20 protein-coding genes are annotated in these 14376 nt (G+C 62.3%); 1 reads left to right on the plus strand and 19 read right to left on the minus strand.

All coding sequences use genetic code 11. The annotated features are described in order from the left end of the window. Position 1: 1 nt before the first annotated feature. From SO140_RS09060 to SO140_RS09120, 13 genes are all read right to left on the minus strand, one after another. Positions 2–613, minus strand: a complete 612-nt coding sequence (locus SO140_RS09060) for a hypothetical protein (RefSeq protein WP_498542453.1) — start codon at positions 611–613, stop codon at positions 2–4. Then, the gene (locus SO140_RS09065) at positions 613–1005 is read right to left on the minus strand and encodes a hypothetical protein (protein ID WP_498542454.1); all 393 of its coding nucleotides are present in this window, start codon (positions 1003–1005) and stop codon (positions 613–615) included. The genes SO140_RS09060 and SO140_RS09065 overlap by 1 nt, the downstream gene beginning before the upstream one ends. 2 nt (positions 1006–1007) lie before the next feature. Continuing rightward, complete coding sequence (locus SO140_RS09070; RefSeq protein ID WP_498542455.1) at positions 1008–1475, minus strand: hypothetical protein; 468 nt, start codon at positions 1473–1475, stop codon at positions 1008–1010. A 7-nt stretch (positions 1476–1482) separates the two neighbouring features. Continuing rightward, positions 1483–1866 carry a hypothetical protein gene (locus SO140_RS09075; protein ID WP_498542456.1) on the minus strand — a complete coding sequence of 128 codons (384 nt, stop codon included), beginning with the start codon at positions 1864–1866 and terminating at the stop codon, positions 1483–1485. Between the two features lie 50 nt (positions 1867–1916). Beyond that, positions 1917–2318: a hypothetical protein gene (locus SO140_RS09080; RefSeq protein ID WP_498542457.1), complete on the minus strand. Its 402-nt coding sequence runs from the start codon at positions 2316–2318 to the stop codon at positions 1917–1919. A 2-nt stretch (positions 2319–2320) separates the two neighbouring features. Continuing rightward, on the minus strand, positions 2321–2554 hold the full coding sequence (locus SO140_RS09085; RefSeq protein ID WP_498542458.1) for a hypothetical protein: 234 nt from the start codon (positions 2552–2554) through the stop codon (positions 2321–2323). Between the two features lie 17 nt (positions 2555–2571). Then, the gene (locus tag SO140_RS09090; RefSeq protein ID WP_498542459.1) at positions 2572–3258 is read right to left on the minus strand and encodes a phage head-tail connector protein; all 687 of its coding nucleotides are present in this window, start codon (positions 3256–3258) and stop codon (positions 2572–2574) included. Between the two features lie 15 nt (positions 3259–3273). Next, positions 3274–3720 carry a hypothetical protein gene (locus SO140_RS09095; RefSeq protein WP_498542460.1) on the minus strand — a complete coding sequence of 149 codons (447 nt, stop codon included), beginning with the start codon at positions 3718–3720 and terminating at the stop codon, positions 3274–3276. An 80-nt stretch (positions 3721–3800) separates the two neighbouring features. Next, positions 3801–4238 carry a hypothetical protein gene (locus SO140_RS09100; RefSeq protein ID WP_498542461.1) on the minus strand — a complete coding sequence of 146 codons (438 nt, stop codon included), beginning with the start codon at positions 4236–4238 and terminating at the stop codon, positions 3801–3803. An 84-nt stretch (positions 4239–4322) separates the two neighbouring features. Continuing rightward, the gene (locus SO140_RS09105; RefSeq protein WP_498542462.1) at positions 4323–5702 is read right to left on the minus strand and encodes a phage major capsid protein; all 1380 of its coding nucleotides are present in this window, start codon (positions 5700–5702) and stop codon (positions 4323–4325) included. A 10-nt stretch (positions 5703–5712) separates the two neighbouring features. Next, positions 5713–6468 carry an HK97 family phage prohead protease gene (locus SO140_RS09110; RefSeq protein WP_498542463.1) on the minus strand — a complete coding sequence of 252 codons (756 nt, stop codon included), beginning with the start codon at positions 6466–6468 and terminating at the stop codon, positions 5713–5715. Next, a complete protein-coding gene (locus tag SO140_RS09115) occupies positions 6465–6722 on the minus strand; it encodes a hypothetical protein (protein WP_498542464.1) in 258 nt (85 codons plus the stop codon). Before SO140_RS09115 ends, SO140_RS09110 begins: the two co-directional genes overlap by 4 nt. Before the next feature lie 14 nt (positions 6723–6736). Further along, on the minus strand, positions 6737–7810 hold the full coding sequence (locus tag SO140_RS09120; RefSeq protein WP_498542465.1) for a site-specific integrase: 1074 nt from the start codon (positions 7808–7810) through the stop codon (positions 6737–6739). Positions 7811–7935: 125 nt separating this feature from the next. On the opposite strand from SO140_RS09120, the gene SO140_RS09125 reads away from it, so the two are divergent. Continuing rightward, positions 7936–8121, plus strand: coding sequence for a hypothetical protein (locus tag SO140_RS09125; protein ID WP_498542466.1), 186 nt, complete (start codon positions 7936–7938; stop codon positions 8119–8121). Between the two features lie 16 nt (positions 8122–8137). On the opposite strand, the gene SO140_RS09130 is transcribed toward SO140_RS09125, so the two are convergent. From SO140_RS09130 to SO140_RS09155, 6 genes are all read right to left on the minus strand, one after another. Beyond that, positions 8138–9925 carry a hypothetical protein gene (locus tag SO140_RS09130; RefSeq protein WP_498542467.1) on the minus strand — a complete coding sequence of 596 codons (1788 nt, stop codon included), beginning with the start codon at positions 9923–9925 and terminating at the stop codon, positions 8138–8140. A gap of 164 nt (positions 9926–10089) precedes the next feature. Beyond that, a complete protein-coding gene (locus SO140_RS09135) occupies positions 10090–10584 on the minus strand; it encodes a hypothetical protein (RefSeq protein WP_498542468.1) in 495 nt (164 codons plus the stop codon). An 8-nt stretch (positions 10585–10592) separates the two neighbouring features. Beyond that, positions 10593–11876, minus strand: a complete 1284-nt coding sequence (locus SO140_RS09140) for a phage portal protein (protein WP_498542469.1) — start codon at positions 11874–11876, stop codon at positions 10593–10595. Then, positions 11873–12109 (minus strand): hypothetical protein, encoded by a 237-nt coding sequence (locus SO140_RS09145; RefSeq protein ID WP_498542470.1) that lies wholly within the window; start codon positions 12107–12109, stop codon positions 11873–11875. The genes SO140_RS09140 and SO140_RS09145 overlap by 4 nt, the downstream gene beginning before the upstream one ends. Then, positions 12069–13862, minus strand: coding sequence for a terminase large subunit domain-containing protein (locus SO140_RS09150; protein WP_498542471.1), 1794 nt, complete (start codon positions 13860–13862; stop codon positions 12069–12071). The genes SO140_RS09145 and SO140_RS09150 overlap by 41 nt, the downstream gene beginning before the upstream one ends. After that, positions 13846–14328, minus strand: coding sequence for a hypothetical protein (locus SO140_RS09155; RefSeq protein WP_498542472.1), 483 nt, complete (start codon positions 14326–14328; stop codon positions 13846–13848). The genes SO140_RS09150 and SO140_RS09155 overlap by 17 nt, the downstream gene beginning before the upstream one ends. Positions 14329–14376 lie beyond the last annotated feature (48 nt).

A 14376-nucleotide genomic window follows, 5' to 3' on the forward strand; every position in this document is an offset into this window, starting at 1 on the left:
ATCAGGACCGCGCGGAAATCGTGATGGCCGGCGTGTCGGGGCGGCTCGAGCCGGGGCCCCCGAGCGGCACAATGTAGGAGAACGCAATATCAAGTTCGGGGAACCGCAGGCGCGCGAGCGCGGCCACTGCCTCGAAAACGCCGTCCGGCGCCTGTGCAGACTCCGGCCGCCGGTGTTCGCCTTCGATCTTGCCGGCATAAGGCGTGCTGGACATGAACACGAACTGGCGACCCTCCGGGATCTCCTCCTGCTCAATATCTGCAAGTACGCCATCAACGAACAACTCGAAAGAATCCTTGAACCGCCCAGACAGGATGGGCGCGAACTGACGAAGCACGCCAATGATCCAGCTCAAGGCATCCGCATGGAGATCGAAGATATAGACGATCGTGCCGTCCGGTCTTACCCGGTCCTCCGAGACACCCTCGGCACCATCGACCTCCACGTGATGCGCCGGCACAAAGCCCAATGCCCTGGCATTGGTGTTTTCGGCCTCCACGAGCTGCTCGCGCGCGAAATCCGCCAAGGCCTTGCTCTGGGCCTTCGGCGATAGCGTCTCATCAATCAGAGCGTGAAAGTCGAGATCGAGCGGCTCGATGGACCCGGAGAGCATCAGCCCTGCACCCTCATGTTGATACGCACGAGCTCGCCCCCAACGATCTGCGGATCCACATGGGTGATCGTTTTCGGCGGCTGGCCGCGCATCAGGATCTTGTCGGTGACGCCGGCGCGCGGAATCCGCTGGTCGACGTTGAAGGGCGGCTGCGCTGGAATGGTCCCGCCCGGCCATTGCGCGCCATTGATTTCGCTCGGCGAGATGATGACGTTCAGCTCGGTTGCCGAAATACCCGCTTGGATCTGCTCGGTCGTTGCAGCATTCACCTTGGCGCGGCACTTAACGTCGATCGAGACACTGTTCGGCGCCGCGCCGACCGTGCGGCGCAGAATGATGTCCTCGCCGACGAGCTGCAGCGCCTGGTCGAGCGCATCGATAAGGCCGGACATGCTCAGGCGCCCTCAGCCACGCCGTTGACGGAGAGACGGACCGGCGGCGCCGAGGCCTCCGCCTGCACCGGCGGGGCCTGCTGTTGCCCGACCTCTCCCGATGACGATTGGCGGCCATCGGATGCGCCATCGGTAGGGGCGCCATTTGAGCGCTCCACCATCCCCTCGATCGTGGAGCGCAGCGAATACTCGACCGTCTGCAGATCGCCCACATGGCTCTTGATGGCAGTATGTGCCTCATCGATGCCATCCATGACCGCATCATATGCCGCGCCGGTCGCGGCAACAGCCTTCTCCTGCTCTTTCGCTCGGAGAAGACGTGAGCGCATGCCGGCGAGCTCAACTGGCCGCGGAATGCTCAAAGGACGCTTATCCATGGCTGTTCTCTCCAGGAGTTCAGGATGGCGGTTCAGAATCTGAAGCCGCAAGATCAGGTGGTTCGAGGCGACCCAGAACGTGAGCCGGTCCAAGAAGGTCTCAGCCCTGAGCGGCCGCGGCCGGCGCGACTTGCACCAGGACGCCGCGCGCGTCATACGCAGTGCCGGGCGGAACGAGCGACTGCTTCGGCTCCTCCCAGTTGCCGGCTACATAGGCCTCAAGATGCGCCGCGGCGGTGCCGAGCTTGGTCTGGGCCCAGGTGAATGCCGGATGCGCGCCAAGTTGGTGCTCGATGCGTCCGATCACAGCCGAAATATCCGCCTTGATCGATTCGATGACCTTATCCTGCGACAGATGAGCCCTCGCATCGGCCAGCGCGAGCGCGATGTCGCCCCTGAGATCGGACGAGACCAGCCCCGATGCTGACTTGCCGTCGAAATCGAGGACAACACGCCCATCGTCCGTCAAAACCTGAACTTTCATCGTAAAACCTTCTTTGGATGAGTGTCGCGCGAGCCGGAATAACCGAAGGGCTACCGAACGCTAGCGCGGATTGTGAGTACGGTGTTGCTATAAGAGCCGCTCGAGATCAGCTTGACCGCGAGTTGATCGCCAAGAAAGCCATCATTGACGCCTTCGGAGGCGAGGTCGGCATAGGCGGTGACGGCTTTGGCGCCGGCGGCTTGAATATTCGCAAGCTTCGTCGCCGAGGCTGTCCCGAAATCGAATCGCGCGATATGGCGCCAGGTCTGGCCGTTATCGAAGGTCGTCATCACGATCGCGGAGATCGTGGTTCCTCCGGAGCCATATTTGAGGTTCGCCTCCAGGGTGACCGATGACATGCCGTCGAGATCCCCGATCGCGCTGAGGATCCCGCTCGGGACGAACGCGCTGGAATCCAGAACAGCGAGGTCATAGACGCCGGCATTGTCCATGATCAGGTCTCCTCGCGCTTGTCCGCAAGCTTCTTCGCCTCGCCGCGCGAGACCACCGCAAGCTCGACAGCCGGGTCGACCACCAGGACGCGGCCGGGCAGATCGAGCCGGCGCTCGAGCTGGGCCCGGAGCTCGCTGGCGACCACCGAGGGCAGCCGCTGCTCCGTTCTCACCACCAGCACGTCGCGGCGCCCGAGCTCGAGCTTTGCCACCTCAAATTCCACGTCATCGAGCATGTCCATAATCAACCCTTTTAGGCTACGGCCACCATCGGCCGGCGATATTGCGAAAGCGATGCCAGCACCCGCGGCGGCAGAAGCTCGGGATCGCCGACGGCGCCCACCCAATAATCGCGCCGGATCACGCCGGGGATTTCCTCGCCACGCAGCGTCGGATCGCGTCCGCGACTCGCCCAGTAGGAGGACACCAGCGCCACGACGGCACCCTCAATGCCATAGTCGAGATCGCGTCCGGGCTGGCCCGGCAGCACGTAGCCGGCCGTCATGGTGATGATGACGGACTTGCAGAAGTGCCAGACGCACGGATAGCCGTTTGCATCAAGCCGATCGAGCAGGCCCGCATCGCCGTCGAGCCGATACTCTGACGGGTCCAGCGTCTCATCATCGACCACGACGCTCGCGATCGACTTCACCTTCTTTCGTGACAGAAACAGTGTGGTTTCTGGCGGCGCGCCAAAGCCCGTGAGCGAGACCGGAGCGGCGGGCAGGCTCACCGTGTCGTGCCAAAACGTCTCGCGCACATCCTCCTTGGGGACGCGGAAACTGAGTGCCGCCTGCACGTCGCTCGACGCCTCGTTGATCTTGGCGAGCAGCACCTCATCGTCATCCTTGGTCTTGATGTTGAGCTCGCCCTTAATGCGGGCGAGCGTCGTCAAGGCCAACGAGGGCGCAGGAGTGAGGATTTCGACGAGGGAGCGCATGGCAGCGGCCGACCCTTACGTGCCGAACGCCCACCAATTGACCTTCTTGGTGAAGGTCGTGGCGGCAAGCGGCGTCGGGTCGGTGCCGCCGGTGTTCTTCCAGGTCTTGACGATGATCGAGCCAGCCGCCGGCGAGCCCGCCTGGTCGCCGATGGTGGCCGAGACCAGCATCGGGTCGTCGCCGGGATCAGAGTCCAGCGTCGCGCCGCAGGCCACGATAGTGGTGAGGCCGGTGACCACCGTATCCGTCGCGGTCGCAGTCGTCATCTGGCCTGCGACAAAGCGGGTGCCGGCGCTCGGCGCGGCCATCGCCTTGGCGAGCTGCGCCGTAACGTCGGTGCCGGCGATCTTCAATGCGCCGCCACTCTCGATGTCGAAGGCGCCGCCGCTTTTGACGAAGCCGCGGGCGCCGCCCTGCTCGGTACCGACCAATACGTTCTGACTTGCCGATTGCGTCGTCATGGACGCGTCCTCCAGTTATGTGAAAGGGAAAGCGAAGGCGCCGGGTAAGGCCGGCGCCTTCCGGACAGGCCGAAAGCCTCTTACGACGTGCCTTGCACGGTCGGACGCAGACCCGCGCGGCTCTGGAGGCAGGTCGCGCCAATGTCGGCGTTACCGGTGTTGTTGGCCGGCGTGAGGGTCAGGCGGATGTACCGCTTGCCGCCGATATAGCCGAGGGTACGCACCTGGTTATCGCTGTCGAACTGGAAGCCGGCAGCAGTGAGTGGCGCTGCGCTCGACATGCTGATCATGTCGGTGTTGGCGACGGTCGCGGCGTCCGAGAGGTTGGCGGCATCGCCCTCCTCGAGCAATGCGGCGAAGGTGACGTCGGCGTCGGCCACGGTGCCGATGTTGATGACGAAGAGAGCGGCCTCAAAACCCTGCATGTCGATGATCTGCGACACCTGGGCGGTGTTGTCGCTGACGCGGGTCGAGGAGATCGCCCGCTTGGCGAGAACGGAGTGAAGAAAATCGCGCATGGCGAATTGGTCTCCGAATGGGTTGCTGGGAGCCGGCCGCGCCGATTTGCGCGACCGGGCGATCGTTGGCGGGAAAGCTGCTGCTTAAGTCGCGAGAAGCTTGATGGCCTCGAAGTTGGTGACGTCGCCGCCCACGCGCTTGCGCGTGTAGAACTGCACGAAGGGCTTGGCAGTATAGGGATCGCGCAAGGTTGAGGTGCCGACGCGATCGACGATCGTGTAGCCCATCTTGAAGTTACCGAACGCGACCGGCACCGCCGATGCACCGACCGCGGCCATGTCGGCCGCCTGGCGCACTTCGTGGCCGAGCAAGATCGAGGGCTTGCCGGCTTGCTGGTTCTGCTGCCAGATATAGCGGCCCTCACCATCCTTGAGCAGCATCGCCTTGCCGACAGTCGCGCGCTGCATCATCCAGATGGCGCCGCCGAGATAAAACTCCTTCAGCGCCGTCATGACGTTGATGAAGTCGTCCCAGGAGATCTGCGCGGCAGTTCCGGCCGAAATCTGCTCGATCTTGCCGGTGCCGCCGGCGGCGTAAGTGCCACTGGCATAGGTCGTAAAGCCCCGCGGCTTCTTGATGCCGTTGCCGACGACAAAGCCATTCGCCTCGGTGCGGCCGAACTTGTCACCGATCTTGTTGCCGAGCCAGCGCTCGACGTCCCAGGCGTTGTCCTCCAGGAGCTTCTGGGTGACCTTCGGGTTTGCGTAGAGCTCGTGGACCGGGATACGCTGCAAGCCAGCCTTGGGCGTCCCGGTTTCGGCACGGGTCTCCTGCTCACCGACCCAGCCGCAGGAAGCTTCATCGTCATCGCGCGGATATTCGATTGCATCCGAGGAGATGGTCTCGATGTTGGCGATCGCGCGCATCGGCGAGGTCTCGAACTGCACGCCGGTGATGATCTGGCCGATCGTCGGCGTCACCATGTAGCCGCCATCCGGATCCGAGCCGACGCTCATCGCCTTGACTTCGGCGCCCTGCAGGCCCTTGTCGTCCTTGCGCAGATAGACGGGGAAGGCCTTGCAATAGGACTTGACCTCCTCGAGGTCGACCTTGTCCGGATCGAAATCCGCCCGGAGCTCGCCTTTGCATGCCTTGGCATTGCGAGCAAACGCCTGCGCAGCCTTCGTGCCCTCGTCAGTATCGCCCCAGCCGCCGCCAAGCTTGCTGCGGTTGAACTTCTTCTCGATGTCGTCAGTGCGCTCGGTGATGGGCTTGAGCGCCGTATCCATCAGCGTCTTGACCTGCTTCGTCAGCGCGTCGTTCTTCTCGAGAACGCCGGCGATGACGTTCTCGACGTCCTTCTTGAACTGGTCGGAATTGGCCAGCGACTTCGGGGCGTCCTCGACCAGCTTGCGCACGTCGGCAAGGCTCTTGTCGGTCGATTCCTTCAGGCTCTTGACGTTATCGCCAATGGCCTTGATCTCGCGCTGGGCATCTTCCAGCACGTCGCTCAGTTCGGGCATGTCAGCCTCTCTAGGATGAAGTGGGTTGCGAAATAGCCCGAAGCGCCTTCAGCCCTTCGAGCAACCTGTTCGCGCCGTTCTCATCCCGAGACTCCGACGACTTGAAGCCGTGGCAGGCGATCGCCTTGGCCGCGGCATGCGAGAAACCGCCTACATCCCGTAGGAAGTCCTCGAATTCCCTGATGGTAGTGATGGAGCCCGCCTTGACGGTCGAGGTGCGCGCCAGCTCGTTCATCGGGAACGTCACCAGCGATACCTCGGGCAGGCTCTTGATCGTCTTGATCGTGCGGCGCGGCTCGTTCGGCTTGGTGCCGCGCACATAGTCGCCGACGGAGTAGCCGATCGAGAGACCGTCGAGGGCCTTCTCCCTCATGGCGCCATAAATGCGCTTGCCGGACTCCGTGTCGAGATTGATCAGCCGGCCCTTGCACTGCAGGCCGTGGGTGTCCTCGCTCATCGTGCTCCAGCAGCCGATCGGCAGATCCGCCATCGGGTCGTTGCCGCCGAAGAACCCACCGCCCATGCTGCCATGGTTGAGCAGCATCTTCGGCATGGTGCCCTTGGCCTGGTGGCGCTGAATCACGCCGGCGAAGGCGCCGGGCTGGATCAGGTCGCCGCCGTCGTCCTCGTTGTTGAAGACGGAGCCATAGCCTTCGAACGTACCAGGCGCCGACTGCTCGTCGACGAACTTGAACTCGAAGCTGACGGCCTTGCGCTGCGGGCGGGAGGCAGTGGATTTATATTCCGTCATCGCTCGGGCGGTCATCGGTCTTCTCCTGGAACGGGGCCTGCGCCCAGCATGATCGGCGGATGCTCGGTGCCGAGAATGCGTACATGCACGGCGGCGCCGGCGTTGAGCGCCGCGAGCTCCTCCGGCGTCGGCAGCCACGCGGTCACCATCGCCGGCGTCTGCTCGCCATTGACGCTGCAATTGATCACTTCATCGCGTATCGGCAGGCCGAAATAACCTTGGGATTTGCCGAGAACGCGGGTGGCATTTTCGATACGGGCGATATGCATGGCGTCCTCTCTAACTATGCTGCACGGGCAGTGCGGCGCGCCGGCGTCCGACGGCCGCTGGGCCTCGCTGGTCCGCGCACCCTTCTCGGTGGCGCTTCCAGGGAGCGTCCGCGCTTCCTCGCCCGCGCGCGCAGCACTGCTGACGATCGCTCGAGCTCTTCGCCGCGGTTGTAACCTTGTGTCGTTGCGAGATCACTGTGGGTCGCGGCGGCGCGAATATCATCGGGGTTCGCGCCGGCAGTGAAGCCCTCGCTGATGCCGCCGTGGCGACTATGCATGTTGCAGACATTGTCCGGGATGCCCTCGGCGCGGGCGCTAGATCGCCAGAGGCGCCGGAATTCGTAAGCATAGTACGGCAATCCGGTCGCCTCACTCACGATCACCGGGCCCTGGCGCCGCTCGATCAAGCGCACCGGGCCGCGGCGGGAGACGACGCCCATCCGCCTGAGATCTTCCAGCACCATCGGCGCCAGCTTCAGGTCCACGACGACGGGCTTGCCGGTCTTGGACGTCTGATGCCGCAGGATCAGGTTGTCGTCTATCTCGGACCACAGAAGACCCCGCACCCATTTTTCTTCGCCGATGATGAGACCCGCGCCACCTTCCTTGAGCTCCGCCGGCAGATATTCGCCTATCACATCCTTCTGGCGCAGCATGACGTCGAATTGGAAGGCTTGCGCCAACGCCACCGAGCCCCAGCCGCCGCGCCAGGCGCGCCTGCGAACAGCAACGGCCTGCTCGACAGTAATGCGCTCGTTACGCTTGGGCGAACCTTGAAAGCGCATCGCCGACATCACCTGTCGGATCCGCGCGCACTCCTTATTTTCAAGGATCGTTAGACCGAAGCCAAATACCACCCGGATCTTCTTAATGAACGAGCGCGCGGCCGCGAACTTCGTTCCGTCAAGCCATTCGGCGTGCCACTTCAGCAGCGTCCGCCCCTTGATTTTCTTGAGCTTGGTCCGGCCGTACTTTCGATCGATCTGCCGCAGCAGATTGATGTGATTTTTCCGCGTCGAATGGCGCAGGCCATGCCAGCGCGAAAGCGGGTCTTTCTGATAGAGCCTGATGAGCTTCCGTAACCTCATCAGGCCCGACTAAACGATATCTTTTATGGCCTCAATAAAGATATCGTTTATCGAGTCGAAATGCTAAGCGCAGGGTTAACGCGATTACGCAATTTTAACCGTGAGGTCCTATGAGCGAGTCCAGAATGGGCAGACCCTCCCTAGGCGTTCAACCGACGATCGTCCGGCTCTCCGAGGAGACCCGTGACCGCATCCGTGCGCTCGTCGGCGACCGCGGCATGTCCCAGTTCATCCGAGAGGCCGTCGAGAACGAGCTCGCGCGGCGAGTTCGCACCAGCAAGAAGAAACCGCGCAACGTCCGCACCCCCTGAGGGAGTGAACGGCCCGCTAAACGTAAGCGTACAGCCAACCGTCAGATGCTGCGTTCGGGTTACTGCTATCCGACAATCGGACGTAGACCGTAGAATAGCCGAGCCCGTCGTTATCAGCGAACCCCCAACGGTCAGCCGCTAGGGAGCCCGGCGTTCCTCGCGTCATGGCGGTGTAGTTGGTAGAGCTCAGCGCGCGATTGATGGCGCCGGGAAACAGAAAGCCCGGATTACCGCTTGGCCCGGTCAGGTAGTACTCAGAAGTGCCGTTAGCACTGAGCACCCAAGTGTAACCGGTGGTGCGGATGTTGATTTTTGAAAGCCGTCTTAGCTTCCAGCCGCCCTTTACGCCAATCTCAAACGTGCCTTGCAATCGCTGAGAAGCGGACCCGCGAATGCCAATCGCAATTCCGTCTTCGTCATTGTTGCTCGTTCCAACAACAGCGCCCGACGTTTGGAACGTTATTGGCGCGCTCGCGCTGTTGTAGATCACCGCGCCGGTGCCGTTTTCATACGCCGTCTGAATGGAACCGTTGTTGTAGACGCCGAGACGCGCCGATAGGCCGGCACCTCCCTGTCCGTTCTGGATGCCCGTAAAGAACGCTTCTATGAACGCCGCGCGGTTGTTGGCCACGTAGATTTTGTAAAGCCAGTCCGGCATCACATTGGAGCTAAGATAGGACTCCAGACTGACAGAGTCCCGCTGGTCAAGTAGAGGTCGGGGCGAACCTGCATCTCTTCGGCCGCTCCAGATGACTTGCGTAGCTCCCGTGTACGCTTGCGCCTCAATCGAAACGTTCGCTCCGAGGTCGGGCTCTCTGACCAACGTGTTGACATCAGTCCAGTTGTTTTTTCCGACAGCCCCCTTGCCTGTGTAGCTGTCCTCGAAATAGACGCCATACTGACCGCCGTTCGTGTCGTTACCCGCGACGACCACATTGGTTATGCCGGGCCCGAACGAAATGACTTTCGCCGTAGAGGCTCCCGCGAACTGATTGCCGTTAACGATGATGCTGTTCAGACTGCCGGTGCCGCCAGAGCGCAACGCTCGGACGCCGCCAAGATAATAGCCCTCGATTGAGTTGCCTTCGACGATGATGTCCGACGTTGAAATGCCGGTCGGGTCCATCAAAAGGAAATAATTCGAGGCAAGGTTCTTGTTGCCGATGACCTTCAAGCCACCGCTGGACAGCCATTTGATAGCTGCCTCAGCGTGCAGCGTCTGCGACTGGCCGTTAGCGAACTCACAGCCGTGAATGATATGATCGCCCGTGTCAGGACTGCCGACGTTGGCAATCTTAATGCCGTTGGTGATGAAGTCCCAAAAGCGGCAGAAGGCAGCCTCGAAACGCCACGCTGCCGTCAGCTCAATCCCGATATTCAGATCAATGAAGTCGCATCTGTAGAACGAAGGCTCGTAGCCTCCAGTAACCAAGACACCGCGAGTTGATGCGATAGACGCGAGCGAAGCCGTGCACTTGAATTGAATGTCTCGAACATCTATGGCGGCACTCGTGGTAATCAGCGTGCCCGTGGTCGACGCCGTCTGAAACGACGTCCGCTCACGTCCGGCGCCAACAAGCCGCATCGGCTTCGTGAAAACCGGAAACGTCGTGAATAGACCAACACCATCCGGTATCTCTACGGACCAACCACTTGCGGGAGCCGCGTCGTGGATTTGCTGCAAGATTGCACCAAAATCGAAAGTCGCGGTCCCCGCACGGAACGCCTGCTTATCTTGGAGCGCAGAAATCCAGTCGAGCGCGTTGACCTTGAACAGATCGCTCGCCAATACCAAGCGCCCCATCACGCCACCCCATAGAGAAATTGACCGTCCACTCCCTGAAGCGGCTGACCGTCCGCACCAAATAGTAAGCGGGCAAGAACACCGTTCACGGTGATGTACTCTGGCGCTCCCCCAAGGGGACCGAGCAGCATCCGCCTCGCGGTATTGGGATTCGTCGCCACTGATCAGACCAGGAAGCCGTAGAGCCAGACCTGCCGCGCCACGGCAGCGGCGGTGAAGGTGCCGGCGTTGATTAGCTCGAGGAAGAGGCTGTTGCCGGCGAGTTCGAAATCCTGCACATCAGTGAATTGGGTCTTGATGTAACAGGTGCCGCCGGCGGCCACAGGCGTGCCCAGCGCCAGCGAGCCGCGATAGGATGGCAGATCGCCTGATGCGCGCGCCCAGGCGCTGTTGTTGGCGCGCGCGCTCGGCGGGGTGATGCTGTAGGTGTGCACCGTGTAAGCGCCCTCCCCGGAAATCAGCGCGCCGGCGTCAACCTTCATCACCGCGCTCAGGATTCGGACGAGTGAACCGGGCGGAACGAGCCGGCCCTGGCGATCCCCGAACACGAATTCCTTCGCCGTGTCGATGATGTTGCCTGCGGTATACGACGCAGCCGATGGCGTGAAGCTCGCGTTGGCCTTCACAAAGGTGCCGTTGATGAACATGTTCTCGGACATCGGGGCCTCTACTTCGGTTCCGGGGTGGCTGGCTTTGCCTGCGGTGTGATCGGCACGCCATCCGGCCCGATCGGGCCGGCATTGATCGGCGCGTAGATGTGATCGCCACCCTCGATCTCGTCCATGTCGTCCCAACCGCGGACATCGTTGACGCGCGCCCAGCCGACATTGCCGCCACCGCCGAGCGCCACCTTGTTGTACTCGGCGCGGTCCTTGGCCGTCGCGCGTAGGAATTCGCCATCGATGAACTTGGTGTAGTACTTCTCCGCGCTCGCGCTGCTGCGCTCCTTGCGCGTGAGCAGTTGGCGATCGAAGGCATGCTCGAAGCGGCGATGCCAGGGCCGGATCGTGTGCACCAGGTGCATCGAGATCAGCGTCTCTGCCGCTGCGCGCGCCGCCATCTCGGCCGGATAGCCGATCGCGATCGGCAGCACGCCCATGCCGTGGCAGATGCCTTCGATCTCGAACTTGCGCAGTGCGATGTGCTCGGCATCAACGCCCTTCATGTCGAAGGGCGTAAACTTTGCGTCATTGTCGAGGATCATCACGCGCGAGACGTTGTCGAGTCCCGTATAGTGCTTCTTCACCCAGGCAGCGAGACGGACGAGCTCCTTCTCGTCCAAGTTCTTCGTCACGGACACGATGCCGGAGGGGCGCGCGCCGTGCGCATGCAGCATCGCGTGGGTCTGCTCGGCGGCGAGCGCGAGGCCGAGCGGCTCCTGCAACAGCTGAACCGCGTCAAGCCCGTTGAGACCGTCCCAGGAGAGCCCGCGGATGTGCAGGATCTCGTCGGTCGTGAACGTCTCCTGCGAACCGTCAGGCGCCGTGACGATGTAGTACGGGACGCGATCGGGCGACCACTTCGGCTGCACATGGGTCGGGACGATCGGGATCAACTCGACGAGCTTGCCCCGTACCTTGTTCTTGAACGCATAGGCGTTGTTGGTGACAGCGCAGTGGACCGCCAGCGTCTCCTTGAACTGCAGCGGATCCTGCCACTCGTTCGGCTCGGAATCGAGGAGGTCATAGATCGGATGGTCGACGGCCTCCTGCCGGGATTGCCCGCGGCGTTTGACGTAGAGCTTCGTCGGTACTGTCGAGACCGCCTCGGCAATGCGGCGTGTGCAGGCCAGAAAGGTCGAGACACGCAGCGCGGTCTTCCAACCGACAGCAACGCCTGACCTCGACTGATAGCCGCCGCCGAGCAGGCCCGCCCAGAGCGAGTTGATCTCGCCCCAGCTGAGACCATCGGCGCTCTTGAAATCACGCGCGAGCGAACCAAACAGGCTCATCGAGCGTCCGCCCCCTTCGACTCGAGCTTGCGGCCAAACAACATGGAAAGCACCAGGAGCAGCGCGCCGCCGGTCAGAAAACCGGCCGGCACATAGATCAGCCAGGCGCCATAGGCGATCAAAACGGCGCCGGCGAAGCCGAACGCGTCGAGGATAACGTGCGGCGCGCGGCGCAGTGCCGCGGCGACTACCTTACGCAGACCGCGCAACGCCGTGGACCATCTGCCTGCCATGATCGGGATCTCCTGCGGTCATGGCCTCGGTTGCGGCGTCGATCTTCGCCATCAGGCCGTCGATATCGTCGGTATTCCAGCCCGAGTTGCCGGTCGCCGCCGGATTGCGCACCATCAGCGCAACCGAGTTCATCAGCGCCGCCCATGGGTCGATCTTGGCGTCGCCCGCGTTCTGCTTTGTGGCGCGGATCGCGGTCGCGGTCGGCTCGATCCTGACGTTGCCTACGCACCAGTCCATCAGGGCGGATGGCGCGTGGCGAAGCGAGCCGTTCTCGAGCTTTCGCTCCGCTGTCTTGATGGCATTCATCATGCCGAAGCCTTGCGGCGCGCCGACCAGCAGTTTGTTCTCGACGGTGACCTCGATTGCAACCAGCGCTTCAACAAGCTCGCCAAGCCCGGCCGGGTCGACCGAAACGCCGCCGAGGAGACCTCGGCTCTTGATGTCTGCGATCAGCTCAACGATCGCGGCCGTATCCTCGCCGGCATGCTCGACCTTGGTGAGTTCGCCCTCGCCCTCGAGGTCGGTTAGCCGCGTAGCGATCGACTGACGTCTCTCCCATACTGACGCATGCGCCCAGGCATGAGACCAGGATAACCAATCTCGCGTATCGCGCTCGCGGCCGAGGACGTTGGCGCCGTAAAGGTCGTCGAGGCCGCCCCCGTCAAGTCCGACAACCACGACGTCGCAGCGATCAAGGATGTCCTGAAGGGTCAAGGCGGCATCCTCGCCTCTGGCCCAGAACTCGGCGCCGGCCCATCCATCAATCTTGAGCCCGGTCCCGATCTCGATGTTGAGGTGCTGCGAGACCCAGATGGTCTCGGCCTCTTTGTTGACCTTGCCGTTGTTCTGATAGTCCTCGATCAGGCGCTCCGGATCGATAGACTTACCGAGGTTCGGCAGAAGCAGCGGCCAGTTGCGCTGGTCGCGCCAGTACTTCTCATCGCGCTGCAGATCAATCGGGAATTCATATAGCACCGGCAGCAAGATCGGAGCGGGGCCGCCCTTCCCGTCGCGAATGTTTCGCGCCTTGGTTAGTTCGGTCTTCCAGATGCCGGCCGGTTGCTCATCGGACTGCGTCGTGATCATCAGGACCTGGCCGCCCTGCATGGTGATGCCGCCACCGCGGATCTGCTGCATGACGGCCGCGGCCTTCGCTTTCTTGCCGAGCTCGTGCAGCTCGTCGATGATCGTGAGTACCGGGATTTCTCCGGTCATGATCGAAGTATCGAAGGTCTTGACCTCGAGCTGCGTCTCGGTCTTACGCCTCGTAATGCATTTCAGGTGATCCTGCACCTTGAAGATCTTGTCGAGCCGGCTGTCCAACCGGATCATGCCCTGCGCCTGGTCGAAGCAGCGGTCCGAGATGTTCTGGCTCGGCGCCACGATCAGCATTTGCCGGTTCGGCGCTTCCTCCATGAACAGCGCGGTGAGCCCGAGCGCGGCGACATAGGTCGTCTTCGAGTTCTTCTTCGGGACCATGCACAGCAGCTCCCAGACGAGTCGTCGCTTCGTCTCTGGATCCTCGCTTGCGAGGAAGGCGACTAGGACGTCACGAAACCAATCGCCGCAGGCCTCCGACAACGGCGGCGTGCCAGCGACGTCGGGAAGCTTCAGGCGGTTAAAGAACGCAAGCGCCTTCGCCGCCCTCTTCTCATTGACCGGTACGCTTGCCATCGGCGTTTGGCGGGCCTTGATTTTCTCCCACCAGTCCGGACACGCGAAGCGCGGCATCCGGTCAGTGGACGGCGCCATTCGCTTCCTGCTCCAGTTCAGCCGTCAGATCCGCATCGGCATCCATCGCCAATTGCCGGTCGACGATCTTCTTGCCGATCGGCTTCTGCGCGGCCGCACTATCCCTGGCCGGCATCTCGCCCATGGTGCGCTCGACCTCCATGCGGTCGTTGCGATCCTTGAACGCCTGGAACTCGCGGATGGCTGTAACGTTGCCGGCCATCACGCCATCCCAGAGCTTCATCGCAATGTTGGCATCAAGCCGGTCACGAGCGACCTCGCGGAATTTCAGCTCAGAAAAATAATGCTTCCGCAAAGTCGGCAGCGTGACGAACATCGCAGCGGCAATCCGCGGATTGCTCCAACCGAGCGCGACTAACATGCTGACGCGATTCCGGTTTTGCTGGGTCGGGATGTGCTCGGGGCGACCGCGCTGGCCCCAATTGGCCGGCACCGGGTCACCGAACAAGTCGAAAATTTGGTCCATCGAGAAAAAAATCCCTGACTGGGTATTTGCGCGGTTGCCGCCCTTAAG

It is taken from the genome of Bradyrhizobium sp. UFLA05-108 (assembly GCF_059803455.1).